The sequence below is a fragment of the Pseudomonas sp. Pse35 genome, from assembly GCF_024519715.1.
Classification (GTDB): Bacteria; Pseudomonadota; Gammaproteobacteria; order Pseudomonadales; family Pseudomonadaceae; genus Aquipseudomonas; species Aquipseudomonas paracarnis.
The window spans coordinates 289,273-314,417 of sequence record NZ_JALJRP010000004.1; the positions used below are offsets into that span (position 1 = coordinate 289,273).

At 51.5% G+C, this 25,145-nt stretch carries 24 protein-coding genes; 22 read left to right on the forward strand and 2 right to left on the reverse strand.

Translation table 11 applies throughout. The annotated features are described in order from the left end of the window. Positions 1-24: 24 nt before the first annotated feature. The 20 genes from OC445_RS05515 (at position 25) to OC445_RS05610 (ending at position 21,228) form a co-directional block, all read left to right on the forward strand. Positions 25-2,235, forward strand: coding sequence for a bifunctional prephenate dehydrogenase/3-phosphoshikimate 1-carboxyvinyltransferase (locus tag OC445_RS05515; RefSeq protein WP_233097298.1), 2,211 nt, complete (start codon positions 25-27; stop codon positions 2,233-2,235). Continuing rightward, positions 2,232-2,921, forward strand: a complete 690-nt coding sequence (cmk, locus tag OC445_RS05520; RefSeq protein WP_003189772.1) for a (d)CMP kinase — start codon at positions 2,232-2,234, stop codon at positions 2,919-2,921. Before OC445_RS05515 ends, cmk begins: the two co-directional genes overlap by 4 nt. A gap of 120 nt (positions 2,922-3,041) precedes the next feature. Beyond that, positions 3,042-4,727 (forward strand): 30S ribosomal protein S1, encoded by a 1,686-nt coding sequence (gene rpsA, locus OC445_RS05525; protein WP_003189774.1) that lies wholly within the window; start codon positions 3,042-3,044, stop codon positions 4,725-4,727. Positions 4,728-4,887: 160 nt separating this feature from the next. Further along, positions 4,888-5,172: a lipoprotein gene (locus tag OC445_RS05530; protein ID WP_034126690.1), complete on the forward strand. Its 285-nt coding sequence runs from the start codon at positions 4,888-4,890 to the stop codon at positions 5,170-5,172. A 130-nt stretch (positions 5,173-5,302) separates the two neighbouring features. Beyond that, a complete protein-coding gene (gene ihfB / locus OC445_RS05535; RefSeq protein WP_003189779.1) occupies positions 5,303-5,599 on the forward strand; it encodes an integration host factor subunit beta in 297 nt (98 codons plus the stop codon). A gap of 24 nt (positions 5,600-5,623) precedes the next feature. Then, a complete protein-coding gene (locus OC445_RS05540; protein WP_198790766.1) occupies positions 5,624-5,860 on the forward strand; it encodes a lipopolysaccharide assembly protein LapA domain-containing protein in 237 nt (78 codons plus the stop codon). A 339-nt stretch (positions 5,861-6,199) separates the two neighbouring features. Next, positions 6,200-7,477, forward strand: a complete 1,278-nt coding sequence (locus OC445_RS05545) for a hypothetical protein (protein ID WP_054898456.1) — start codon at positions 6,200-6,202, stop codon at positions 7,475-7,477. A gap of 291 nt (positions 7,478-7,768) precedes the next feature. Beyond that, positions 7,769-8,989: a hypothetical protein gene (locus OC445_RS05550; protein ID WP_054898457.1), complete on the forward strand. Its 1,221-nt coding sequence runs from the start codon at positions 7,769-7,771 to the stop codon at positions 8,987-8,989. Between the two features lies 1 nt (position 8,990). Beyond that, on the forward strand, positions 8,991-10,238 hold the full coding sequence (locus tag OC445_RS05555) for an oligosaccharide flippase family protein (protein WP_054898458.1): 1,248 nt from the start codon (positions 8,991-8,993) through the stop codon (positions 10,236-10,238). Beyond that, a complete protein-coding gene (locus OC445_RS05560) occupies positions 10,235-11,023 on the forward strand; it encodes a glycosyltransferase family 2 protein (protein WP_198790765.1) in 789 nt (262 codons plus the stop codon). The genes OC445_RS05555 and OC445_RS05560 overlap by 4 nt, the downstream gene beginning before the upstream one ends. Continuing rightward, positions 11,020-12,117 (forward strand): glycosyltransferase, encoded by a 1,098-nt coding sequence (locus OC445_RS05565; protein WP_054898460.1) that lies wholly within the window; start codon positions 11,020-11,022, stop codon positions 12,115-12,117. The genes OC445_RS05560 and OC445_RS05565 overlap by 4 nt, the downstream gene beginning before the upstream one ends. An 85-nt stretch (positions 12,118-12,202) precedes the next feature. Then, entirely contained in the window at positions 12,203-13,345 is a 1,143-nt protein-coding gene (locus tag OC445_RS05570) for a glycosyltransferase family 4 protein (RefSeq protein WP_082423451.1), read from the forward strand. Then, on the forward strand, positions 13,342-14,295 hold the full coding sequence (locus tag OC445_RS05575) for an NAD-dependent epimerase/dehydratase family protein (RefSeq protein WP_054898462.1): 954 nt from the start codon (positions 13,342-13,344) through the stop codon (positions 14,293-14,295). Before OC445_RS05570 ends, OC445_RS05575 begins: the two co-directional genes overlap by 4 nt. A 35-nt stretch (positions 14,296-14,330) precedes the next feature. Further along, positions 14,331-15,347 carry an MraY family glycosyltransferase gene (locus tag OC445_RS05580; RefSeq protein WP_054898463.1) on the forward strand — a complete coding sequence of 339 codons (1,017 nt, stop codon included), beginning with the start codon at positions 14,331-14,333 and terminating at the stop codon, positions 15,345-15,347. Positions 15,348-15,428: 81 nt separating this feature from the next. Continuing rightward, the gene (locus OC445_RS05585) at positions 15,429-17,417 is read left to right on the forward strand and encodes a polysaccharide biosynthesis protein (RefSeq protein ID WP_054898464.1); all 1,989 of its coding nucleotides are present in this window, start codon (positions 15,429-15,431) and stop codon (positions 17,415-17,417) included. 386 nt (positions 17,418-17,803) lie between these two features. Further along, positions 17,804-18,556, forward strand: a complete 753-nt coding sequence (locus tag OC445_RS05590) for an acyltransferase family protein (protein WP_262020009.1) — start codon at positions 17,804-17,806, stop codon at positions 18,554-18,556. Positions 18,557-18,567: 11 nt separating this feature from the next. After that, positions 18,568-18,981 carry an acyltransferase family protein gene (locus tag OC445_RS05595; RefSeq protein ID WP_103299299.1) on the forward strand — a complete coding sequence of 138 codons (414 nt, stop codon included), beginning with the start codon at positions 18,568-18,570 and terminating at the stop codon, positions 18,979-18,981. Positions 18,982-19,246: 265 nt separating this feature from the next. Continuing rightward, positions 19,247-19,579: a ComEA family DNA-binding protein gene (locus OC445_RS05600; protein ID WP_054898466.1), complete on the forward strand. Its 333-nt coding sequence runs from the start codon at positions 19,247-19,249 to the stop codon at positions 19,577-19,579. Positions 19,580-19,719: 140 nt separating this feature from the next. Continuing rightward, positions 19,720-20,364, forward strand: coding sequence for a GntR family transcriptional regulator (locus OC445_RS05605; RefSeq protein WP_054898467.1), 645 nt, complete (start codon positions 19,720-19,722; stop codon positions 20,362-20,364). Between the two features lie 15 nt (positions 20,365-20,379). Then, positions 20,380-21,228: an urea carboxylase-associated family protein gene (locus OC445_RS05610; protein ID WP_054898468.1), complete on the forward strand. Its 849-nt coding sequence runs from the start codon at positions 20,380-20,382 to the stop codon at positions 21,226-21,228. A gap of 57 nt (positions 21,229-21,285) precedes the next feature. Here OC445_RS05610 and OC445_RS05615 read toward each other — a convergent pair whose 3' ends face one another. Together OC445_RS05615 and eat are read right to left on the reverse strand one after the other, a co-directional pair. Next, a complete protein-coding gene (locus OC445_RS05615; RefSeq protein WP_003172675.1) occupies positions 21,286-21,453 on the reverse strand; it encodes a DUF2897 family protein in 168 nt (55 codons plus the stop codon). Positions 21,454-21,563: 110 nt separating this feature from the next. Further along, on the reverse strand, positions 21,564-22,928 hold the full coding sequence (gene eat, locus OC445_RS05620) for an ethanolamine permease (RefSeq protein ID WP_034126709.1): 1,365 nt from the start codon (positions 22,926-22,928) through the stop codon (positions 21,564-21,566). A gap of 412 nt (positions 22,929-23,340) precedes the next feature. On the opposite strand from eat, the gene kdpF reads away from it, so the two are divergent. Together kdpF and kdpA are read left to right on the forward strand one after the other, a co-directional pair. Then, positions 23,341-23,430, forward strand: coding sequence for a K(+)-transporting ATPase subunit F (gene kdpF, locus OC445_RS05625; RefSeq protein ID WP_003218754.1), 90 nt, complete (start codon positions 23,341-23,343; stop codon positions 23,428-23,430). A gap of 9 nt (positions 23,431-23,439) precedes the next feature. Next, a complete protein-coding gene (gene kdpA / locus OC445_RS05630) occupies positions 23,440-25,134 on the forward strand; it encodes a potassium-transporting ATPase subunit KdpA (RefSeq protein WP_054898469.1) in 1,695 nt (564 codons plus the stop codon). Positions 25,135-25,145 lie beyond the last annotated feature (11 nt).

Sequence of the window (25,145 nt, forward strand, 5' to 3'; positions counted from 1 at the left end):
ACTGCATTGCAACCTGCTGTGCCTATGATCGGTCGCCTGGTGGTGGTCGGCCTGGGGTTGATCGGTGGCTCCTTCGCCAAGGGCCTGCGTGAAAGCGGGCTGTGTGGCGAAGTGGTGGGCGTGGACCTCGACCCGCAGTCGCGCAAGTTGGCGGTGGAGTTGGGCGTGGTGGACCGCTGTGAAGCGGACCTGGCCGTTGCGTGCCAGGGCGCGGATGTGATCCAGCTCGCCGTGCCGATCCTTGCCATGGAGAAATTGCTGGCGGTACTGGCTGGTATGGACCTCGGGCAAGCGATTCTTACCGATGTGGGCAGCGCCAAAGGCAACGTGGTGCGTGCGGCACGATTGGCGTTTGGTGGGATGCCGCCGCGCTTTGTGCCGGGCCATCCAATCGCTGGGTCCGAGCAGAGCGGGGTGGAGGCATCCAATGCGCAGCTGTTCCGTCGGCATAAGGTCATCCTGACGCCGCTTGCGCAAACCGATCCCACGGCGTTGGCAGTGGTGGATCGTCTCTGGCGCGAGCTGGGCGCGGATGTAGAGCATATGCAGGTCGAGCGTCACGACGAAGTGTTGGCAGCGACCAGCCACTTGCCGCATCTGTTGGCATTTGGCCTGGTGGATTCGCTGGCCAAGCGCAACGAGAACCTCGAGATTTTCCGTTACGCCGCCGGCGGCTTCCGCGATTTCACGCGTATTGCCGGCAGCGATCCGGTGATGTGGCACGACATCTTCCTCGCCAATCGCGAAGCGGTGTTGCGCACTCTGGACACCTTCCGCAGTGACCTCGACGCCTTGCGCGACGCGGTGGATGCGGGAGACGGCCATCAACTGCTGGGCGTGTTCACCCGTGCGCGGGTGGCGCGTGAACATTTCAGCAAGATCCTCGCGCGCCGGGCCTACATGGAAACCGCAGTGAGCACCGATGACTTGACCTTCATCGCCAGCCCGGGTGGCCGCTTGAGCGGGCGCATCCGCGTGCCGGGTGACAAGTCGATCTCTCATCGCTCGATCATGCTGGGGTCGTTGGCCGAAGGTGTGACCGAGGTGGAGGGCTTCCTTGAGGGTGAAGATGCCCTGGCGACCTTGCAGGCCTTTCGCGACATGGGCGTGGTGATCGAGGGCCCGCACCATGGGCGCGTGACCATTCACGGTGTCGGCCTGCATGGCCTGAAGGCTGCGCCGGGGCCGATCTATGTGGGTAATTCCGGCACATCGATGCGCCTGTTGGCCGGTGTATTGGCGGCGCAGCGCTTCGACAGCGTGCTGACCGGCGATGCCTCGCTGTCCAAGCGCCCGATGAACCGCGTAGCCAAGCCGCTGCGGGAAATGGGCGCAATCATCGAGACGGGGCCGGACGGGCGTCCGCCACTGAGCATTCGTGGTGGGCAGTCGCTCAAAGGCTTGAACTATGTACTGCCCATGGCCAGTGCCCAGGTGAAATCCTGCCTGTTGTTGGCGGGGTTGTACGCTGAGGGTAAAACCTCGGTGACCGAGCCAGCACCGACCCGCGACCATACCGAGCGCATGCTGCGCGGCTTTGGTTACCCGGTGGCGGTGCAGGGCGCGACGGCGTCGCTGGCGTCGGGGCATGGGTTGACCGCTACGCGTATTGAAGTGCCGGGGGATATTTCGTCTTCGGCGTTTTTCCTGGTGGCGGCCTCGATTGCCGAGGGCTCCGAGCTGCTGCTGGAGCATGTCGGTATCAACCCGACCCGCACCGGGGTAATCGATATCCTGCGGCTGATGGGGGCTGATATCGCCCTCGAAAATCAGCGCGAGGTGGGCGGCGAGCCGGTTGCGGATTTACGCGTGCGTGCCGCCGCGCTCAAGGGCATCGAAATTCCAGAGGCCCTGGTGCCGTTGGCGATTGATGAGTTCCCTGTGCTGTTTATTGCCGCAGCCTGCGCTCAAGGTCGCACCGTTTTGCGCGGTGCCGAGGAGTTGCGGCTCAAGGAGTCCGATCGTATCCAGGTGATGGCCGACGGTCTGTTGGCCCTGGGCGTGAAGTGTGAACCCACGCCTGATGGGATTATCATTGACGGTGGCCCGATGGGCGGCGGTGAAGTGCATGCCCATGGCGATCACCGGATTGCCATGGCGTTCAGTGTGGCTTCCCTGCGGGCGATGGCGCCTATTCGTATCCTTGACTGCGCCAATGTTGCTACGTCTTTTCCGAACTTTCTGACACTGTGTGCCCAAGTCGGCATCCGTGTTGCCCAAGAGGCTCAATTGTGAATATCAAAGCACCGGTGATTACCATCGACGGGCCTAGTGGCTCGGGCAAAGGCACAATCGCTGGCATTCTGGCCAAGCGCCTGGGTTGGTGCCTGCTGGATTCTGGCGCGCTGTACCGCCTGCTGGCGTTTGCTGCGCACAACCATGGTGTTGACCTGACCAACGAAGAATTGCTGACGAAGCTTGCCGCCCATCTGGATGTGCAGTTCATTGCGGCGACCGAGGGTCAGTTGCAGCGCATCATTCTGGAAGGTGATGAAGTCAGCGATGTGATTCGCACCGAGAGTATCGGCGCGGGCGCCTCCCAAGTGGCTGCGCTGCCCGCCGTGCGCGAGGCGCTGCTGCAGCGCCAGCGCGCATTCCAGGAGGCGCCGGGCCTGGTGGCCGATGGCCGCGACATGGGCACGGTGGTGTTTCCCGAGGCGCCGCTGAAGATTTTCCTGACCGCCAGCGCCGAGGAGCGGGCACGCCGCCGTTACTTGCAGTTGAAGGGCAAAGTCGATGGTGTTAGTCTGTCGAGTCTGCTAGATGAGATCCGTGCACGCGATGAGCGTGATACCCAGCGTGCGGTAGCCCCGCTCAAACCGGCGGCTGACGCCATACAGCTGGATTCCACGGAGCTGTCCATCGAGCAGGTGCTGGAACGCATCATGAGTGAAATCGCCATTCGCGATATCGCCGGGTGATCAAGAAGGCCGCAGGGGACCAGTCATAGTCCTGCGGTGGCTTCTTTTAACTGAAACTGACCCACACCGTCTGGGGTGTGGAGATGGGCGTATTCTTCGCCCTTATCAACAGGAATTAAAATGAGCGAAAGCTTTGCGGAACTCTTTGAAGAAAGCCTAAAAACCCTGAACCTTCAGGCAGGCTCCATCATCACCGGTGTTATCGTTGATATCGATTACCAAGCTCGCTGGGTAACCGTTCACGCTGGTCTGAAGTCTGAAGCTCTGATCCCGCTGGAACAGTTCTACAACGATGCTGGTGACCTGACTATCAATGTCGGTGACGAAGTTCACGTTGCTCTGGACTCGGTTGAAGACGGTTTCGGTGAAACCAAGCTGTCCCGTGAAAAAGCCAAGCGCGCTGAATGCTGGATTGTTCTCGAAGCAGCCTTCGCAGCTGAAGAAGTGGTCAAGGGCGTTATCAACGGTAAGGTTAAAGGCGGCTTCACTGTCGACGTTAACGGCATCCGTGCGTTCCTGCCAGGTTCTTTGGTCGACGTTCGTCCAGTGCGCGACACCACGCACCTGGAAGGCAAAGAACTCGAATTCAAAGTCATCAAGCTCGACCAGAAGCGCAACAACGTTGTCGTTTCCCGTCGCAGCGTGCTGGAAGCAGAGAACTCCGCCGAGCGTGAAGCTCTGCTGGAATCCCTGCAGGAAGGCCAACAAGTCAAAGGTATCGTCAAGAACCTCACCGATTACGGCGCATTCGTCGATCTGGGTGGCGTCGATGGCCTGCTGCACATTACCGACATGGCTTGGAAGCGTATCAAGCATCCTTCCGAAATCGTCAACGTTGGCGACGAGATCGATGTCAAGGTTCTGAAGTACGATCGTGAGCGTAACCGCGTTTCCCTGGGCTTGAAGCAGCTGGGCGAAGATCCATGGGTTGCTATCAAGGCTCGTTACCCAGAAAGCACTCGCGTAACCGCGCGTGTTACCAACCTGACCGACTACGGCTGCTTCGCAGAGCTGGAAGAAGGCGTGGAAGGCCTGGTACACGTTTCCGAAATGGACTGGACCAACAAGAACATCCACCCTTCGAAAGTCGTACAAGTCGGCGACGAAGTGGAAGTTATGGTTCTGGACATCGACGAAGAGCGTCGTCGTATCTCCCTGGGCATCAAGCAGTGCAAATCTAACCCATGGGAAGATTTCTCTGGCCAGTTCAACAAGGGCGATAAAATCTCCGGCACCATCAAGTCGATCACCGATTTCGGTATCTTCATTGGTCTGGACGGCGGCATCGACGGCCTGGTTCACCTGTCCGACATCTCCTGGAACGAAGTTGGCGAAGAAGCTGTTCGTCGTTTCAAGAAGGGCGACGAGCTGGACACCGTTATCCTGTCGGTTGACCCAGAGCGCGAGCGCATCTCCCTGGGTATTAAGCAACTGGAAAGCGATCCGTTCTCCGAGTACGTTCAAGAGAACGACAAAGGCGCCATCGTTAAAGGCACTGTGAAAGAAGTTGACGCCAAAGGCGCCATCATCGTTCTGGCCGACGATATCGAAGCGACTCTGAAAGCCTCCGAAATCAGCCGTGACCGCGTTGAAGACGCGCGCAACGTTCTGAAAGAAGGCCAGGAAGTAGAAGCCAAGATCATCAGCGTTGACCGCAAGAGCCGCGTGATTCAGCTCTCCATCAAGTCGAAGGACGAAGTGGAAGAGAAAGAAGCTATCCAGAGCCTGAAAGAAGCTGCTCCGGAAGCTGCTGCTGACACCACCATGGCGGCACTGCTGCGCCAGGCAATGGCTAAGCAGAACTAAGTTCTGTAAAGCTGTAGAAAAAGGGCGACCTCGGTCGCCCTTTTTTGTGCCTGAAATTTGATGAAGCAACTGCACCGAACGAAGGTGTTCAGCCCAATGTCAGAACTGACTATAGTTTTAAAAACGGCTATTTCGCGTTGCTGACTCAATAAGGGTTTGAATGAACAGAATTATCGTAGTATTCGCTTTGCTGGCGCTTGCAGGCTGCTCCTCTACCAGCGCCAAGACCCACGCCAAGCGTGGCGTCAGCGGCATCGAGATCGACTGCTCTGGCTTGGGTAATAAGTGGGAAAAATGCGAAAAACGCGCCGCCCGTGAGTGCAAGATGCAGGGCTATAAGGTCATTACCCGCTCCAGTGATGCGGAGGACGAAGAGGGCGACTACCTGTTCGGCTGGAACCCTGCTGGCGCGGTGACGCGGACCATGTTGGTGATCTGTAAGTAAGGGGTTGACCGCTCGCTGAGCGTGTTTATTCAGCCCCACATAAGTTGACACATGGGCTGTTCAAATTCATCAACTCATGCTAAAACCTTCGGAGCGCTTTTCCTAGCTGCTTGAAAAAGAAGGGAAAAATATGACGAAGTCGGAGTTGATCGAACGAATTGTCACCCATCAAGGGCTGCTCTCATCCAAGGATGTGGAGCTGGCTATCAAGACCATGCTTGAGCAAATGTCCCAATGCCTGGCCACCGGAGATCGCATCGAAATCCGCGGCTTCGGCAGCTTCTCCCTGCACTACCGCGCACCGCGCGTAGGCCGCAACCCAAAAACCGGCCAATCCGTCAGCCTCGACGGCAAATTCGTTCCCCACTTCAAACCGGGCAAGGAATTGCGCGATCGGGTGAACGAAGAAGAGGAAGAAGGCGTCTGAGTTTTTTTGAGTAAGGAGAAGGGCATGCGTGGGGTTAAGCGCGTTGTTGCGGTGTTGATTGCGGTGCTTGCGGCTTTGGTGGTTCTGGCATTTGTGCTGGAGAACCAGCAGGGTGTTGCGCTGTCATTCCTGGGGTGGAGTACTGCGCAGATGCCGGTGGCGGTGTTTGTGGTGGTGGCTTTGATTTTGGGGATGTTGATTGGGCCGGTGTTGGGGATGGTTGTGCGTAGGCGTAGGCGTCGGGGTAAGGCGGTGGCTTAAGGTTTAAGTCTTGGTTGGCAGTTGTGATGGGGATCAGCGGTGTTGGTGACCGTTTGTCAGAAACCCAATTATGTTAAGCGCTTTGAGCTGCGTAGCGACCTAGGCTGGTGGGTTGCGACAGTTCCCACGGAAAACCCAGAATCATCCTACATACATATCAAGACTTGTAATATGCCAAAGAGATGGCAGAATGGAATCTGTTCTCGATAACGGGCATTTTGTGCGCTCAAAATTTAGCAACGAAGCTGGGTTTTAGCGGTCATCCAATTAAAATAAGAAAAGACACAATCTGTTTTGCATAACGAGCCCGCAGTTTCTCTCTGAAGGCAGGTTTTTGTTGTGAGTAGTAGCTTACGCTCCGTCCTCATCCCCCAGCATAAAAAAATTGATTCGTTGGCGCTTATAACAAATATTTGGCGTCAAAAAACAATCATTTTCTCCGCGAGTGCACTGATTGCATCGATTTTTGCGGCATATGCATTTTCGGTCACGCCAGAATACAAAGTGAGCAGTGTGCTTCGGCCTGCTGCGATTAATGAATTGGATGCACTTAATCGCTCGGAAGTTTACGTTTTACCTCCTGGTGAGGCCTTGGTGCGGGTCGGTATGGCCTTAGAGTCGTACGAGATTCGTATGGAGTTTTTTAGATCCCATCAAAAGCTCTTCGAGGGATTTGTGCGACCTGGACGTAATCTTCAGCAGGCGTTTGAAGAGTTCAATAAAAAATCTATAAGTTTGATGTTGTCTGATAAAGATAAAGTTGATTCGCTCAGTTCTTATTTGAAGCTTGAGCTGAACTATCCCAAAGGGATCGATGGGGTTTCAATACTCAATGGATTTGTGGACTATGCAATAGAAAATGAGCGTGATCATATATCGGCGGATTTGACAGTTATTATCAATAACCGTTTAAAGGAGATCGACGGCAGGTTGGCCGCAGCCCGTTCAAGCTATGACACATGGAAGGAAGCAAGAATTGCATCACTTTCTGAGTCAGATAGAATTCGCCGAGCTCAGCTACAAGACGAGCTTCAAGGGCTCCGGACGCAACTTCATAGTTTAAATTCGAATCGAATTGCAGAGCTCAATGAGGCCATAACAATTGCTAAGAAATTGAACATTATGATGCCTGCTTCACCGACCTCTGTCGGTGACGATGCACATTCTGGGTCTGTCAGCATGCGAACAGAAATTAACAATCAGCAAATTCCGTTGTATTTTATGGGGGTCAATGCGCTTGAAGCTGAGCGTACGGTCTTGCTACAGCGGAAGTCTAATGACTTCACTGAGCGACGGATTTCTCAAATTGCCAAAGAGCTAAAGCTGCTGGAGTCCAATCGAGAGATTGAAGTCTTGAAGAGTCGTGTGAACGATGAGTTATTTCTGACTGATGTGCAGCCATTGCGCGCAGAGAAAGCACGATTGCTGAGTGTGAATAAGGATATGAGTAACCTTAGGCTTGTAGCCATTGATAAAGAAGCGCTAGAGCCTACTTCCCAAGTAAGCCCTAACCGCCCCTTGCTCATAATCGGTGGTTTATTGCTAGGCTTGGTTATTGGATGCGCAATCGCTTTCTTCCGGGTAATAAAGCACACGTTGCGTGAGTCGAAACTTTAGTGATTTCTTCAACTTCTAGTACAGAGAGTTGTTCACCACGGTGAGTTTCAGTGGTGGGCGGGCGTGAAAGCCGAGATCCTTATCGTCAAGGCAAATTGCCATCTGATATTTGTGTTCTGAGAATTGACTTGGCAGAAGATTCTAGATAGAAGCGTCGATTGCAGTGTAAAATTGTTTTTATCGCTGCCGGGCCTATGGCCTTTCCAGTGGCCCCTTTCACCTAATCGGTACCTGAGAATGGCTCGATTGGCAACTGGCGCATGCTCCAACTGAGCTTATTCTGAGGTCGATATGAAAACTAATAAACGCTACGCCTTTCTGGCCGTGCTGGCAGCCAGCGTACTCGTGACCTTGGGTGACACTAGGAATATTATTGGCTCGCTTAATTACTGGTTGTTGTGGGGAGGGGTATTAGTATTTGGGGTTTATGGCAGTGGCGGTAGATTGAAGTTGTCGTCGGAAGTAAGTTCTATCACTCTCGGTTTTGCTTTGATAACACTTGCTTTTATGATCTCTGCTGTAATTAACTCGGATGCCTATACGGCTTATCAAGGCGTCAAGTTTATAGCTATCTATATATTATTTCTGGTGATATACAGTTGTTCGGGTTTGCTGGAATTGAACGATTTTTATAAGATCGCTTCGATTTCGATTATGGTGGGTCTCGTCGTATTTGTAATGTCGAAATTCTTTTTTGATGGATTCTATGTTCAATTGGGCGATGGCCGACAAGGCAGTGAGTTTGCCTACCCTGGTGTAATGTGGAAAGTCTGTGCTTTCTTTGCACCCTATATCATTGCAAAGTTACTCACGGCTCGTATGAGAGGTGCAATTTTTGCGGGCTGCGTTTTAATGGCGTCGGTGTATATATTGTTGGCTGACTCCAGTCGAACCGGTTTTCTATGGTTTGCGATTGTCATCTTTTCCTTTTTTCTTTTGCGTTTTTTGGTATTTCCCATCAGAACTTTGCTGGTCGCAATACTTTGCTTGATTGCAGGAATTTGTGTACTGCTCTCTTCAAATGTTGATCTGACGAATCATGATTCATTATTGGTCTTGAATCGTTTGTTTGAGGGTGACCCCGTTAGGGCGGCGATGATACGGGACGGAATATCGAACGTTCAAAAATGCTTTCCATTCGGGTGCGGATTCGGCAGTTCATTTAGCGTGGTGGGTGGAGAAAATATTGTTATCCATAATGTATATTTAGGCATGCTTGGTGACGTAGGAGTTCTGGGTGAGTTGGCACTCTTGTTTCTAATGTTGATGCCGTTTGTGTTTTTCTTGTTGTCACTGGTGCAGGGTTTCGATCTAAATAATAATGTTTTCTTTAAGTTTGCCGCAATTTTAGGTGTGCTTTGTTATATTTTTATCATGCTCTTTCACCCGCTGAGTACTGAAATGTCAGAGTGGGGCTATTGGATTTTGATGGTGTCTTGGCTTTCTCGTATTTATAAGTATGATGATGCCGGTTTGATCAATGTCGGGTATGGCCAGAAGGTAGGGTGTTAAAGTGTTTACCGTATTTAAAAACATGGGCCTACTTTTTTTTGTACAGCTCTTTGGTTATTTGGTGCCTATCTTGGAAATTCCCGTGCTGGCGCGCTCGTTGGGTGTGCAGGAATACGGCAAGGTAGTTTTGATTCAATCGGTCGCTCTGCTATCTTCGCTTGTTGTGGAGTACGGTTTTTCGTTAAGCGCCGCCAGACAAGTGTCCTTAGCTAAGACTGACATTTCGTTACTGTCCCGGGTGTTTGGCGAAGTCCTATCTGCAAAGCTAATAATTACGTCGATTATAAGTTTCGTTGCGCTGCTTTTTTACTTGTCTTTCAATTCGCCAGCCTTTGAGCCTGAAGTGATAGGCTTGGGTTTTTTGTATTTTGTAGCGTTTGGATTTAGCCCTTTTTGGTTTTTTCAAGGGCTCGAGAAGATTGCGCTTGTCGTCTTTTTGGAGGTGGCGTTGCGTGTTGCAAGCCTTTCATGTTTGTTTATTTTTGTTCGGGATTCAACTGATGCTTTGGTGGCGTTGTCTATTTTAGCGACATTTGCTTTGGCAAATACGTTGCTCGGGAACTATTTATGTTATCGAAATGGATGCCGCGTTCGGTTCAGCTTGTTAGGTGGATGGCTTCAGATTCGAAAAGGATTTCATGTTTTCATCTATAAGAGCTCAAATAATATCTTGCTTAGCGCTGGGCCTGCTCTTGTAGGACTGCTTTGTGGAAAAGTCGCTGTTTCAGGATATGTTCCTGCTGAAAAAATTATACGAGGATTTGTGGGTTTTATAAATCCGGTACTTATAGGTTTTTTTCCTTATTTGAATAGGCAGTACCTTCACTCTGAAAAAAACGCATCCAGACTTTCTTGGATTATTGTCGGGCTGATGTTCTTGCTGGGGGGGGTAAGTGCATTGTTTATTTCTTTGGCAGGAGGGTTTCTAATAAATAAAATACTGGGGGCGGATTTCGAGCAGGCGACGACAACTTTGCAGATTTTTGTATGGATAATCCCCTTCAGAATGGCTAATCAAGCGTTGGGTTTATGCATGCTTATACCTCGTGGTATGGATAAGGTGGCGAGCTCTGCAATGCTATTATTCTCGGTAGTGTCAATTATTCTGGCAAGTGTGTTATCGATTAGCTATTACGTCAACGGCATCGTTTTTGGATTTATTCTGGCGGAACTCATGCTGTGTGTTACGTTTCTTATATTATCTTATCGATATAAACCAGTCACTTATCTTGAGGAGCGTACTGAGTGATAACAATTTTAACGGCAACATATAATCGTTATAACACTCTGCCTCGTTTGCTCAAGAGCTTGCTTGAACAAAGCTCAAAAGAGTTTGAATGGGTGCTAATAGACGATGGGAGTTTAGATGGGACTCAGGATTTCGTTGAAAAATTAAAGGAAGAAAATTTGGGTTTTAACCTGACATCCATCAGGCAGAATAATGCTGGAAAGCACGCGGCTATTAATAGCGGGATAGCAGCAGCGAAAAAAAATTGGATCTTCATTGTAGACAGCGATGATGCACTGGTGCCTGACGCAGTTGAAACGATAATAGCGTCCATCACAAAAGCGACGGATAGCACAGTGGGCTTGTGCTATCGTAAGGCGTATTTCAGCGGTGAGTTACTCGGTAATGATTTAAAGACAGCCGAGCAAAGCTTGGTCTCTACGCCGACGGAGGCCGGAAAATTGTTCGCAGGTGACTTGGCTTATATATTTAGAACTGATGTAATGTCGAAATTTCCTTTTCCGATATTTAAGGGCGAGAAATTTGTTCCCGAGCTATATATTTGGAATAAAATAGGAGATGCGGGCGATATCGTATTTTTTACACGAAAAATTATTTATCTGTGCGATTACCTTGAGGATGGATACAGTCGTAATTTTTCGCGCCATCTAAGGGCTAATCCTAAAGGGTTTTTTATTTATTATTGGTCGCAATTTTTGCGTGAGAAGACCGTATTTTATAAGTTTAAAAATTTAATCAGATCTGTGCAGTGCGTTTTGTATATGTTTCTAGGAAGGCCTAGATGAATATTATATATTTTATTACTGGGTTGGGCATGGGCGGGGCCGAGAGGCAAGTCGTTAATCTTGCTGATCGGATGAGCGCACGAGGGCATAACGTTGTAATTGCTTATTTGACGGGCGACGCGGATGTGCTTCCTGAAGATCCGAATGTTACGGTGGTTGCTCTAAATGGTAATAAAACCATATTCGGAATGATGCGTGCGGTTAATAATCTGGTTAAATTGATTAGACGATTTAAACCCGGGGTAATACATAGCCACATGGTGCACGCGAACTTAATAGCGCGGATGATTCGTTTATTTATCAAAATTCCCAAGCTGATTTGTACGGCACATAGTTCCAATGAAGGAGGCAAGCTGAAGATGCTGGCCTACCGGTTGACGGATTTTTTAGCTGATCTTACAACGAATGTAAGCCAAGAGGCGGTTGATATACTCATTGCAAAAGGCGCTTCATCTGCTGGGCGTATGGTCTTTGTACCCAATGGAATAGATACCGGGCGTTTTGTATTTGATAAGCATGTACGTAATGAAGTTCGTGCCAGAGAGTCTGTGGACTCTTCTACCAGAGTTCTCTTGGCTGTTGGACGTCTTGTTGAAGCAAAAAACTATCCTTGCCTGTTAGATGCGTTCAAGCTGGTTTTAAATGATCACGAAAATATATGTTTGTGGATAGTAGGCGATGGCCCTTTGGCTGCTGATCTCGCGCTATATGTTAACAAGGCCAATTTAAACGGGAAAATAAAATTTTTCGGGAGTCGTGACGACGTTCCTTCATTCTACTGTGCTGCTGACGTGTATATTTTGTCTTCTGCATGGGAAGGCTTTGGGCTTGTCGTGGCCGAAGCGATGTCATGCGAAACGTTAGTGGTCGCAACAGACTGCGGTGGGGTGAAAGAAGTATTGGGTGACAGCGGCTATCTTGTAGAGCCATTCAACCCCGAAGCGCTACGTCAAGGTATTATCTCAGCACTTAGTCTGTCCCCCGAGCAGAAAAGGTCACTCGTCATCTCTGCAAGATCAAGAGTGGTTGATAACTTCTCCTTAGAGTCTGTGGTTAGTAGATGGGAGGAGTTGTATGCCCAACCACGGACCTGATGATTTTGATCACGGGCAATTCTTGAACGGTATTTTTTAGCATGTGTATATCGACAAGAAATAGTCACTCGGTTGAGCCGGAAAGTTGGGCCTGGGTAATGATTTTGAAAAGGTGCGCAGTGTGAAAATTGTTTATGTCATCACCCGTTCGGACGTTATTGGCGGCGCCAGTGTGCATCTTCTTGATTTAGCGCTTGGCTCATCAAAAGCAGGTCATAGCGTCGATGTCCTCGTGGGCGGGGAGGGCGTCTTTAATACTCGAGCGCGGGACTTGGGGCTGTCGTGCCACTCATTGAAATATCTTGTTCGTGAAATCAGCCCTGGAAAAGATATTCGCGCCTTTTTTGAGTTGCGAGCAATGCTTTCCAAGCTAAAACCTGATCTCGTCCATGTGCATTCTTCCAAGGCTGGCATTCTAGGCCGGCTGGCCGCTAAAAGTCTGGGTTTGCCAGCGGTCTTTACAGCACATGGTTGGGCTTTTACGGAAGGAGTATCTGAGAAACGTCGTTTCGTGTACCGTAATATTGAGAGAGTAATGGCTCGTTTTTCAGACCAGATCCTTACGGTTTCTGAGTTTGACAGGCAACTTGCTCTGAAGGCTAAAGTGGGCGATGAAGAGACTGTTCTGACCATCCACAATGGCATGCCTGAGGTGGGCTCCAATAGAGTCAGCTTTACACAATCTGATCAAATACGCTTGATCATGGTTGCAAGGTTCGAAGTACCTAAAAACCAAAAATTCCTATTGGAAGCACTTGCTAAAGTGGAAACCAAAAATTGGGAGCTCGAATTGGTGGGCGACGGCCCCACACTGGAAAGCGCCCGGAAATTGGCAGCACAGCTGGGAATTGCTGAAAAAGTAGTTTTTTCAGGGGCTTGTGACGACGTTCCGATCAGGCTTTCGCGATCTGACGTTTTCATCTTGATTTCTGATTGGGAAGGGTTACCGCTGACTATATTGGAAGCTATGCGCAGTGGACTTGCGGTCATCGCCTCTAACGTAGGGGGGGTGTCTGAGTTGGTTGCGAATGGTGATAACGGTTTCGTGGTAGACCGTGGGGATCAGCAAGGGCTGGTCGACGCATTGACGCAACTGATTAAATCCGCAGAGCTTCGAAAAAAGCAGGGCATTTCAGGTCAATACAGATATCGCACAAATTTTACTTTCGATATTATGTTGGATAAAATTCTGAAAATTTACCAGAAAGTGTTAGACAGGACTAAATGAAAATCCTTATTACTGGTGCGAATGGCTTTATTGGGCGGGCGTTATCCGGGCACCTCGTCAGTTCAGCCAAATATTCAGTTGTCGGCACTTACCGCAGGCCCTCTACTGATGTGCCATCTGATATTCAGATGTTTTCGACTGGTGAGGTAGACGGTAATACTGATTGGAATCGTGCCCTGCAAGGCGTTGATACCGTTATCCATCTGGCTGCGCGCGCGCACGTGTTGAATGCGGGAAGCGAGGATCCAGTTACGGAGTTTGAACGGATAAATGTCGAAGGTGCCATTAATTTAGCAAAGCAATCGATAAAAGCAGGTGTCCGTCGGTTTATATTCATTAGCTCTATTGGCGTAAATGGTGCAGAAACGCATAAGTCCGCTTTTACGGAAAATGATGAGCCCCGGCCGCATGCAGACTATGCGCGCTCGAAATTAAAGGCAGAGCGCGAGCTGGCAGAATTACTTGCTGGAGAGTCGATGGAGTTGACAGTCATCCGACCCCCTTTAGTGTATGCCGCGGAAGCACCGGGCAATTTTAATCGTCTTCTGAAGCTGATCGCGTCGGGATTACCGTTGCCCTTCGCCGCCGTGAAAAATAAGCGCAGTATGATAGCGCTGGATAATCTGGTGGATTTCGTTGAGCTTTGTATTGAGCATCCATTGGCTGCAAACGAACTGTTTTTAGTTTCTGATGGAGATGATTTTTCCATTAGCGAAATTATCAAGCTCCTCGCGTCGGGCATGAAACGAAAAGAAAGGTTGTTTAGCCTTCCTGACCCTGTATTGCGTTCAGTCGCCAGCGCGCTCGGGAAGCGTTCGTTATACACGCAGCTGTGTAGATCATTGGTTGTCGATACTGCCAAATCTAAAACACTATTGAATTGGGTTCCTGCGAAAAAGACCGATGAAGCTTTGGTCGAAGCAGGCCAAAAATTCCATTTATTAAAGTGATTCACTTCGAAATTATTGCAGGTAGGGATTGGCACATGACGTTCTGGATAGCGATTGTTTCAATAGGAAGTTCTATTTTTTTTACAGGATTATTACGTCGTTATGCCCTCCAGCGCAATGTATTAGATATTCCTAACAGCAGAAGTTCACACTCGGTACCGACCCCGCGCGGCGGCGGGCTCGCAATTGTGGTGGGGTTTCTGATATCCCTTGGTTTAATGCGTTCTTTTGATTTGATTGATAACGCTTTTTTTCTCGCATCATTCCTGGCGGGTTTAACGGTAGCCGCTTTGGGATTTTTAGATGACCATGGGCACATACCTGCTCGCTGGCGCTTGTTAGGACATTTCCTCGCAGCGGTATGGGCGTTATATTGGATTGGCGGGTTACCGTCGGTTACGATTTTTGGATTACAAGTCAACCTAGGCTGGGTTGGCGCTGCGTTAGCTGTTTTATATGCTGTGTGGATGTTGAATCTTTACAACTTCATGGACGGTATAGACGGCTTGGCGAGTGCTGAAGCTATCTGCGCGTGCTCTTCTGCTGCTCTAATCTATTGGTTGTTGGGGTATGAGGAGTTGTTATGGCCACCTATCTTTTTAGCGTTGGCGACGGCAGGCTTTTTTTATTGGAACTTTCCAAAGGCGCGAATTTTCATGGGCGACGCGGGGAGTGGCTTTCTGGGTATTACGCTGGCCATCATTTCGCTTAAAGCTGTTTCTTTTTCCTCTACGCTCCTATGGGTCTGGCTGATCCTGCTAGGCGTATTTATCGTTGACGCCACATTCACATTGCTGCGTAGGCTAGTACGTGGTGAAAAAGTATATGAGGCACATCGCAGCCACGCTTATCAATACGCCTCGCGTACCTTTAATGCCCACATCCCCGTCACGCTATGTGTGATTTTGATAAACTTAGTCTGGCTCGCACCGATAGCGTGGCTCGTCGCATTTGACAGAGTTGATGGTGCTGTTGGTATGTTGATCGCCTATGTCCCGCTCGTTACCCTAGCTCTGAAGTTCAAGGCCGGAGTCAAAGAGGTAAGTTGTTAGAGTTAGGAGTGGCGAGAGCGTAATAGTGATGGGCTTATATTTGGATTTTGGATTGTTAGAACTGCGAGAGGTTTGGAAAATATGAACTCACTGAGAGCGCGCTTATTAAGCCTCCCGCGCAGGTATAAACGTATTTTACAAGTGGTTACTGATGTTTTCCTAGTCTGGTTTGCGCTTTGGTTGGCTTTTGTCGTGCGAATAGGTCTCGATGAAATGATCAATCCGTTTGTGCTGCACACCTGGCTGTTTTTGACAGCGCCAATCGTGACTATACCGCTGTTTATACATTTTGGTATGTACCGTGCAGTTTTACGTTATTTTGGAAATGATGCGTTAATCGCTATAGTCAAGGCCGTGAGCCTTTCTTCGCTAATTATTGGTGTGGTTGTTTATTGGTACAGTAATCACCAAAATGTCGTTCCGCGTTCTATCATCTTTAACTATTGGTGGCTAAGTCTCATCATGATAGGAGGATTGAGATTAGCACTGCGTCAATTCTTCTTGGGAGACTGGTTTACCGCTGCTCAACATGTGCCTTTCACTAACCGTGACGATGGTTTGCCACGCGTGGCTATCTACGGTGCCGGGTCTGCGGGAAATCAGCTAGTCGCCGCATTACGCATGGGCCGCTTGATGAGGCCTGTAGCGTTTATTGACGATGACTCAACTATTTCAGATCGGGTGATCTCGGGTCTTCAAGTTTATAAGCCCAAACATATCCAACGAATGATCGATGCCACAGGAGCTCAAGAAATTCTATTAGCGATACCTTCATCGACGCGTGGACGTCGTCGGGAAATTCTTGGATTTCTAGAAGGTTTTCCTTTACACGTGCGTAGTGTTCCCGGCTTCATGGACCTGGCCAGTGGGCGGGTCAAAGTGGATGATATCCAAGAGGTGGATATTGCCGATCTATTAGGGCGCGATCCTGTACCGGCACAAGAAGATCTGCTGGAACATTGCATACGGGGCCAAGTGGTGCTGGTTACCGGCGCAGGGGGATCAATTGGATCTGAGCTGTGTCGCCAGATCCTCGAGTTGCAACCAACGACCCTGATTCTCTTTGAGCATAGTGAATACAATTTATATAGCATTATGTCTGAGCTGGAGGCACGAGTATTAAGGGATTCGTTAGGGGTGAAACTGCTTCCGATCCTGGGTTCTATACGTCATCAGGATAAATTAGTTGATGTAATGAAAACCTGGCACGTAAATACAGTCTATCATGCAGCTGCTTATAAACATGTGCCGATGGTAGAGCATAATATTTCGGAAGGTTTTCTGAATAATGTTATTGGCACGTTAAATACTGCTCAAGCAGCTATTGTTTCACAGGTTGCTAATTTTGTACTTATTTCGACTGATAAGGCGGTACGCCCTACCAATGTGATGGGAAGCACCAAGCGGCTTGCGGAGATGACGCTGCAGGCGCTCAGTCGTGAATTGGAACCTGCGCTTTTCAATGATGCAGTTCCTACTCTAAATCACACTCGCTTCACAATGGTTCGTTTTGGAAATGTTTTGGGATCTTCTGGTTCCGTAATTCCGCTATTTCACAAGCAAATTAAATCAGGTGGTCCGTTAACAGTTACTCACCCGAAAATCACTCGATACTTCATGACCATCCCTGAGGCGGCTCAACTTGTTATTCAGGCAGGCTCAATGGGCCAGGGAGGCGATGTTTTTGTATTGGATATGGGGGAGCCGGTTAAAATCACAGAATTGGCGGAGAAAATGATTCACCTGTCAGGCCTGAGTGTTCGTTCAGAAAAAAAGCCGCTCGGCGATATCGCTATTGAGTTTACAGGGCTTCGGCCTGGGGAAAAACTCTACGAAGAATTACTCATCGGCGATAATGTCGATGCCACGCAACACCCAATGATCATGAGCGCTAACGAAGATTATTTGTCTTGGGGCATATTGAGGCCGAGATTGACGGAGTTGTTGTGCGCTATTGAAAATCATGATTACAGTAAAGTGCGTCAATTGTTGCGCGAAACGGTGAGCGGCTATACTCCCGATGGCGAAATTGTTGACTGGTCTTATCAGCAGAGAAGGTTGGAGCTGTGATTTAGATGTTAGTCGGAGATAACAGTACGGCTGTGCTGTTATCTCTGCGTTATAGATATTCGTGCTTTTATATGACTAAATAAATGTATGGCGTATTTGCATTAACCAACGTCTGTTAAATGGCCGACTCGTTGACACGTCACCGTCGGCCACAACGTGCGTTTACTGAAAACGGCAGAAACTGGGCCTATTCAACGAGTCTTAGTGCTCTACATTTTCTTCCCATGCATGACGCTTACAGAATACAATCTCTCGGGGTAACGCATCGTGATATTCCCATGCGCGCTACCTCGTGATAAGCGAACGGAGAGCCCGCGCGCCTGAACATCCATGGAGCTTCTCCGACGTAGCCCGAACAGGAAGATATTGCATGAGTAACTTTATAAATGAAAACTGAATATTCGCTTGAAGTCATCACGCTCACGCTGTCAATAATACTATTGTTTGTTGCTTTTTCTTCGATATTTAGCTCGAAAATCGAAAGTGCAGAAGTTAAGCATGAGTACAAGTTTATTAATGGCCTGCGTGGTCTAGCGGCTATATTTGTTTTTGTTAATCATGCCCCGTTTGTGCTAATAAATCTGGGTGTAAAAAATACTGTTTTTTCTGCGTGGGGACAAATTTACCCAAACCTCGGATCTTTTGGTGTGCAGATTTTTTTCTGCATAACGGGTTTTCTTTTTTTTGACAAGGTGATCAAGAGTAAAGATATTGATTGGGGCGATTTTTTTGTATCCAGAATCAGAAGGGTGGCTCCGCTTTACTATCTGACATCACTCTTAGTGTTTATTATTGCGGCTTCGTTTTCAGGGTTTGAATTTCTGAATAAAGAGTCCATTACCACTATCGCAGGGTTAGTAACGTTTAATTTTATAGACAATCCAATGAAAATTGGAGGCGTATCTCTTGTTCCTCTGAGTTCCGTAACATGGACGTTGGTTCATGAGTGGCGTTTTTATGCAGTGCTACCCATGGTGGCAATTTTTTACCGATCTCCCTATCGGTCCGTTATCATGACGGTGGCCATACTGATTGCTGCCATTGACCTGGGGACTTCTGCCGTGGTGTGCTGGGCATACTTTCTGTCAGGCATGGGTGCAGCAGTTATTCATAAAAAAGTATTACAAATAAAGCTATAAAATTCACATTCATGATAGTTGCTATATCTATTTTTATTTGGATGTGCGGACTGGTTGAAGTTCCTGGCTACGGAGCGTTGAGATTTGCTCTGGCCACAATATTTTTCATAAGTATTACTATTTCCAATCCGCGTTTTTTGCATTATCAGTTCCTGAACAGGCTCAGTGATATTAGCTACAGTGTTTATTTGCTCCACTTGCCAGTGTTGTTTTTGTCCTTCAAGCTATTATCTGTATTCCTCGATCTTGCTGCTCTTGATAAAGTAACTTTTTGGGCTGTGAATTTCATGACCATTCCGATCATCGTTGCGTTGTCGACCTTTACTTTTGTTCATGTAGAAAAAAGATTCATGCGCAAAAAGCGGGAGGAGCAAACCAACGCCCCGCCGGTTGCCTACTCCGAACAGACAAAAGCCGCGATATGAAGTGTGCGGCGCTCCAGCGTCGTGCTTCTTTGTTCCGCTCGACGTCCATCGGTAATGCTGGGTCTGCAGGGCTCTCTGCTGACCTTGATGTTATCGATGGCCATTTGGAAAGTTGCTAGATATTCGTAACCGCACGCGACTTCAATCAGCTCTCTAATACTTTGTAATACCCCCAATTTTGACACCCTCCACCCATCGCCTAAGTTAGAAAAGCAGCTTCGGAAAAGCTGCTTTTTTCTCTTACCGATATCATGGAGCGTCACCAATGCAAAACCTGTACATCTCATCCCTCATCTTCGCCTTCCTCACCAGCCTCTCCGTCGCCACCACCGCCGCGCCGTCCATCAAGCCGGAACCCCCAGCCCCTATCTCCACCCAGATGACCAAGACCGAGCAATCCACCAAGGTCAACCTCAACGCCGCCGACGCCGAGACCCTGCGTCGCGATCTATTCGGCATTGGTGCTTCCAAGGCGAAGGCAATCATCGCCTATCGCGAAAGCAACGGCCCGTTCACCGCGGTGGATGAGTTACTGGAAGTAAAAGGCATCGGCAAGGCACTGCTGGAGAAGAATCGCGACAGGTTGGTTATTGATTGAAGATGTAATAAAAACGCAGAAGGCCAGTCATTGACCGGCCTTTTCTTTATCGGACCTAGCGCCTGGTAATTCGCAGGCAGCATTGGCACGAAACGTGGTTACCTCTTACTTAGTGATTGTTCAACAATCTTGAGGTAACGATGACTCTCACTTTGTCTTTAGCCGATCAGATCGCCCTGGAGCTTCGCGCCGACATTATCGGTGGACGGCTATTGCCAGGCATGCCGCTGGTCGAGGTTGATCTGGTCAAGGCCTACAACTCATCACGCAATACGATTCGAGAGGCGCTGCATCGTCTGGGCCAGGAGGGCCTTACTCGCTATATCCGCAATAAGGGCGTGATGGTTCGGCGCCTGGAGCGGGCAGAAGTAAGTGACCTCTTCGTCGTCCGCCGCACCCTGGAGTTGCAGGCGATTGCCCACAGCCGGCCGCTGACGGACGTTCAATCGACACGTATGCAAAGCGCCATTGACGCCACCCACTTGGCCCGGGAGCGCGAAGATTGGCGAGCCGTGGCCACCCACAGTCTTATGTTCCACCAACAGATCGTCGCCTTGAAGGGCAGCCCATTGTTCGACGGTTTTTTCGCCCAGGTGATTGCCCAGTTGCGCCTGGTGTTCTGCGCCGCGCCTGACGAGCAGCGTTTCCAGTCGCCCTGGCTGGAGCGTGACCATGAGATATACACACTGCTAACCCGCAACCAAACCCAGGCCGCCAGCGAGGCGATGAGCCTGTACCTGGACGATTCAGAACACCTTTCCCTCGCCCTGTTTGATCACCCTTGATAGAGGACATGCCCCATGTACAAAGACTACCCGGCCGCGTACCAGGTCAGCAAAGGTTCGGCGTTGCAGGTGGATACGGCGTTCTATGAGCGTATTCGTGATCAGAAAAGCCAGCGCACGTTGATCGAACAGTTCGAGGTGCCGATCCGCACGGGGAGGGCGTGGAAGGTGCCGGCCGGGCATGTGTTTCGTGTGACCACGCCGGTGGGGCCGCAGGTGGGGGACTTTAATGTCTGGAACGCCAACGATCCGCGCGAACGTTTGTGGGCTGCGCGCACTCGTCAGCTGCAAGGCGCTCATGTCAGCACCCATGATCGGTTGTGGTCGAACCTGCCCTTTTTAAGGCCCTTGGTCACGATCACCGATGACAGCCTGGCCAGCTACGGCATTGATGAGCACGGTGGGCGTTTGCATGATTTGTTGGGCACGCGGTGCGACCCCTATGTGAACCGTATGTTGACCGGTGAGGACTTTCATCACCATTGCCACTCGAACCTGACCCGTGCGGTATTGCCCCACGGACTGACGGAGTTCGATGTGCATGACGTGTTGAATATTTTCCAGTGCACCGGGCTCAATCACGATGACATGTACTTTATGAAGGCCTGTCCGGCGCAGAAGGGCGATTACCTGGAGTTCTTTGCCGAGATTGATTTGCTGTGTGCGTTGTCGACGTGCCCTGGCGGGGATTTGTCGCTGCCCATGTGGGGGCCGGAGGCGCAGGACCCGTTGACGGTGTGTCGTCCGTTAGGGGTTGAGATCTATAGGCTGGAGGATGAGTTGCTCAGTGGCTGGAGCCAGCCGGAGCGTGCCGCCTATAAGGGGCAACATGGGTTGCATATTGCCAAGGCGAAGTGGGAGTAGGGGGCTGCTTCGCAGCCCAGCGGGAGCAAGCTCCCTCGCCACGGGGTTACACGCGATTTATCTGTCTTGCGCATCCTTGGCATCCGCCTGCGCATTGCGCTCGGCCACGCGTTTGCGTTGTTCGTCGGTGAGTTCGACTTTGTTGGCGCTGTCGCGCAGCATCATCAGCCCTCCGACGATCGACCCGATCGCGACTACCATAATCAACCACGCATACCACGGCATAAGGCTCTCCTTGAGGCAGATGTCCGTGGGAAAGTTTCCCACGGTAATGACTGCTTTGAGTCACGGGCTTTCTGAGTAGTTCAGTGTAGGCCCGTTCTGCCTCATAGGCGCTATTGTCCGGTCAACATCGCATCTGCCGGCGCATCGACACGGTCTTGTGCGGTCAGCTGGAAGTAGATGAAGCCCACCGCCATGAAGCCCAGGAAGATCAGCCCGATCAAGGCATTGAACCAGGCCATTGCCACCAGGCATACCACCGCCAGCACCAGCGCAATACCCGGCACGATGGGGTAGCCCGGCGCGCGGAAGGTGCGTTCCAGCAACGGCTCGGTCTTACGCAGTTTGAACAGGCTGAGCATGCTCATGATGTACATGACGATGGCACCGAACACCGCCATGGTAATCATCGCGGCGGTCAGGGTCATGCCGCCCAGGTTGATCAGGCCGTCGCTGTAGATGGCGGCGATACCCACCACGCCGCCGGCGAGGATGGCCCGGTGCGGTGTCTGGAAACGTGAGAGTTTGGCCAGGAAAGACGGCAGGTAACCGGCACGGGCCAGGGCGAAGAACTGGCGCGAGTAGCCGAGGATGATGCCGTGGAAGCTTGCCACCAGGCCGAACAGGCCAATCCATACCAGCATGTGCAACCAGCCGGAGCTGTCACCCACCACGGTTTTCATCGCTTGGGGCAGTGGGTCGTTGATGTTCGAGAGGGTGCGCCAGTCACCCACACCACCGGCGAAGAACATCACGCCCATGGCCAGGATCACCAGGGTGAGGATGCCGCTGATGTAGGCTTTTGGAATGGTGCGCTTGGGGTCCTTGGCTTCTTCGGCGGCCATGGCCGCGCCTTCGATGGCGAGGAAGAACCAGATGGCGAAGGGGATGGCGGCAAACATCCCGGCAATTGCCGGGGCGCCGAAGGTGTCGGAACCGGCCCAGCCGTTGAGGGCGAAGTGGCTGAAGCTGAACGCCGGTGCGACCACCCCCATGAACACCAGCAGTTCGGCGACGGCGAGCACGCAGACGACCAACTCAAAGGTGGCGGCGAGTTTCACCCCGAGGATATTCAGGCCCATGAACACGATATAAGCGCCGACGGCGGCGTGCTTGGGGTCGAGTGCCGGGAACTGCACGTTCAGGTACGCACCAATGGCCAGGGCAATCGCGGGCGGGGCGAAGACGAACTCGATCAAGGTGGCCAAGCCGGCAATCAAGCCGCCTTTCTCACCGAAGGCGCGACGGCTGTAGGCAAAGGGGCCTCCTGCGTGGGGAATCGCAGTGGTCAGTTCGGTGAAGCTGAAGATGAAGCAGGTGTACATCGCGGCGACCATCAACGAGGTCACCAGAAAGCCCAAGGTACCGGCGACGCCCCAGCCGTAGCTCCAGCCGAAATACTCGCCGGAGATCACCAGCCCCACGGCAATGCCCCATAGATGCAAGGTACCCAATGTGGGTTTGAGTTGTGTGTTCATTGTGCTGCGCTCCTTGAACTGTTTGGAATGATTCAAGGTGTTGCAGTGGCTATGCCAAGCCTCAGAACTATGTCGTAAAGCAATGCCTATGTCGCCGAAGGGACGGTTTGGCGTTTGAATGCGGCATGAGTTGCACCACATAAGTGCGGTGGTGCCTTGGCGGGCGCTTTCGCGGGCAAGCCCGCTCCCACACTTGACCGAGTTTTAACTGAAAGAACGCAGTCGAATGTGGGAGCCGGGCTTGCCCGCGAAGAGGCCCCCCCAGCCACGGCAAACCCCGCTGTAAACCCCGCTAAACCCACTCTTTACGCCATCTTTACGCCCCACCCGGCCCCTCGCTCTCGTTCCTTTACACCGCTCCTGCGGACAATGCCCCCACACGCGGCAATCGCCGCAAGACGGGGAAATTTCCATGAGCGTTCTGGACGGAGTGTCACTGCTATTGGCCGTGGCGCTGTTCATTTATCTGCTGGTTGCGCTGTTACGCGCGGATCGGAACTAGGAGCGGGCTATGCACAGTTATGACTATTGGCTGATCATCGCCTTCTTTGCCGTGGTACTGGTGCCGGCACCCTTTTTGGGGCGGTTCTACTACAAGGTGATGGAAGGCCAGCGCACTTGCCTCACCCCGGTACTGGGGCCTGTCGAGAAAGCCTGTTATCGCCTCTCGGGCGTGGATGCGCAGCAGGAGCAGAGCTGGCAGAAATACATGCTGGCCTTGCTCGCATTCAACCTGGCGGGCTTCTTGTTGTTGTTCTCGATCCTGTTATTCCAGGGCTCCCTGCCACTGAACCCGCAAAAACTGCCGGGCCAGGAATGGACCCTGGCGTTCAACACCGCCGTCAGTTTCATGACCAATACCAACTGGCAGAACTACAGCGGCGAAGCGTCCCTAAGTTATCTAAGTCAGATGGCCGGCCTCACGGTGCAGAACTTCGTCAGTGCGGCGACCGGTCTCGCCGTCCTGGTCGCCTTGTGCCGTGGGATCGGGCGCAAATCTGCCCAGACCCTGGGCAACTTCTGGGTCGACATGACCCGCGCCACCCTCTACGGCCTGCTGCCGTTGTGCCTGGTGCTCGCGCTGTTTCTGGTGTGGCAGGGCGTACCGCAAACCTTCGCCCACTATGTTGATGCGGTCACGCTGCAAGGCGTGGATCAGGTGATTCCCCTGGGGCCGGCCGCGAGCCAGATTGCGATCAAGCAACTGGGCACCAACGGCGGTGGCTTCTTCGGCGTGAACTCGGCGCATCCGTTTGAAGACCCGACAGCCTGGGCCAACCTGTTTGAAGTGGCCTCGATCATCCTGATCCCGGTAGCGTTGGTGTTTACCTTCGGCCATTACGTCAAAGACCTGCGTCAGAGCCGGGCGATCCTCGCGTGCATGCTGGCGTTGTTCCTGATCGGCGGCGCGACGTCGCTGTGGTCCGAGTACCAGCCCAATCCAACCCTGAACAACCCGGCGGTGGAGCAAACCGCACCGTTGGAAGGCAAGGAAACACGCTTCGGCACCACCGGTACCGTGCTGTGGTCGGTGACCACCACTGCGGCGTCCAACGGTTCGGTCAATGGCATGCAGGACAGCCTCAGCCCCCTGAGTGGGATGGTCGCGCTGGTGAACATGATGGTCGGCGAAGTGATCTTCGGCGGCGTGGGTGCCGGTATGTACGGCATGTTGCTCAACGTGTTGATCGCGGTGTTCCTCGCCGGCTTGATGATCGGCCGCACCCCCGAATACCTGGGCAAGAAACTCCAGGCCAAGGAAGTGCAATTGCTGGTGGTGACTCTGCTGGTTATGCCGGTCGGCGTATTGGTCTTGAGTGCCATCGCCGCCAGCCTGCCCGGCCCGGCAGGTGCCATCAGCAACCCTGGCCCCCATGGCTTCAGCCAGTTGCTCTACGCCTATACCTCGGCCAGTGCCAACAACGGTTCGGCGTTTGCCGGCCTCGGCGCCAATACCCCATTCCATAACCTGATGCTCGGCCTGGGCATGTTGATCGGCCGCTTTGGCTACATCCTCCCGGTACTGGCCCTGGCCGGCAGCCTGGCGATGAAGAAGACCGCACCGATTGGCCAGAACAGCTTCCCCACCCATGGCGCGCTGTTCGTGACCTTGTTGACCGTGACCATTTTGCTGGTGGGCGGCCTGACTTTCCTGCCGACGCTGGCGTTGGGCCCCATCGCTGAACACTTGAGCATGGGCTTCTAGTTAAGGGATAT

What these genes read in the sequence shown, in the direction of transcription:
- OC445_RS05515 (WP_233097298.1), top strand. Translation starts at nt 25, where the DNA reads ATGATCGGTCGCCTGGTGGTGGTCGGCCTGGGGTTGATCGGTGGCTCC.
- rpsA (WP_003189774.1), top strand. Translation starts at nt 3,042, where the DNA reads ATGAGCGAAAGCTTTGCGGAACTCTTTGAAGAAAGCCTAAAAACCCTG.
- OC445_RS05530 (WP_034126690.1), top strand. Translation starts at nt 4,888, where the DNA reads ATGAACAGAATTATCGTAGTATTCGCTTTGCTGGCGCTTGCAGGCTGC.
- ihfB (WP_003189779.1), top strand. Translation starts at nt 5,303, where the DNA reads ATGACGAAGTCGGAGTTGATCGAACGAATTGTCACCCATCAAGGGCTG.
- OC445_RS05540 (WP_198790766.1), top strand. Translation starts at nt 5,624, where the DNA reads ATGCGTGGGGTTAAGCGCGTTGTTGCGGTGTTGATTGCGGTGCTTGCG.
- OC445_RS05550 (WP_054898457.1), top strand. Translation starts at nt 7,769, where the DNA reads ATGAAAACTAATAAACGCTACGCCTTTCTGGCCGTGCTGGCAGCCAGC.
- OC445_RS05565 (WP_054898460.1), top strand. Translation starts at nt 11,020, where the DNA reads ATGAATATTATATATTTTATTACTGGGTTGGGCATGGGCGGGGCCGAG.
- OC445_RS05575 (WP_054898462.1), top strand. Translation starts at nt 13,342, where the DNA reads ATGAAAATCCTTATTACTGGTGCGAATGGCTTTATTGGGCGGGCGTTA.
- OC445_RS05580 (WP_054898463.1), top strand. Translation starts at nt 14,331, where the DNA reads ATGACGTTCTGGATAGCGATTGTTTCAATAGGAAGTTCTATTTTTTTT.
- OC445_RS05585 (WP_054898464.1), top strand. Translation starts at nt 15,429, where the DNA reads ATGAACTCACTGAGAGCGCGCTTATTAAGCCTCCCGCGCAGGTATAAA.
- OC445_RS05590 (WP_262020009.1), top strand. Translation starts at nt 17,804, where the DNA reads ATGAAAACTGAATATTCGCTTGAAGTCATCACGCTCACGCTGTCAATA.
- OC445_RS05595 (WP_103299299.1), top strand. Translation starts at nt 18,568, where the DNA reads ATGATAGTTGCTATATCTATTTTTATTTGGATGTGCGGACTGGTTGAA.
- OC445_RS05600 (WP_054898466.1), top strand. Translation starts at nt 19,247, where the DNA reads ATGCAAAACCTGTACATCTCATCCCTCATCTTCGCCTTCCTCACCAGC.
- OC445_RS05605 (WP_054898467.1), top strand. Translation starts at nt 19,720, where the DNA reads ATGACTCTCACTTTGTCTTTAGCCGATCAGATCGCCCTGGAGCTTCGC.
- OC445_RS05610 (WP_054898468.1), top strand. Translation starts at nt 20,380, where the DNA reads ATGTACAAAGACTACCCGGCCGCGTACCAGGTCAGCAAAGGTTCGGCG.
- OC445_RS05615 (WP_003172675.1), bottom strand. Translation starts at nt 21,453, where the DNA reads ATGCCGTGGTATGCGTGGTTGATTATGGTAGTCGCGATCGGGTCGATC.
- eat (WP_034126709.1), bottom strand. Translation starts at nt 22,928, where the DNA reads ATGAACACACAACTCAAACCCACATTGGGTACCTTGCATCTATGGGGC.
- kdpF (WP_003218754.1), top strand. Translation starts at nt 23,341, where the DNA reads ATGAGCGTTCTGGACGGAGTGTCACTGCTATTGGCCGTGGCGCTGTTC.
- kdpA (WP_054898469.1), top strand. Translation starts at nt 23,440, where the DNA reads ATGCACAGTTATGACTATTGGCTGATCATCGCCTTCTTTGCCGTGGTA.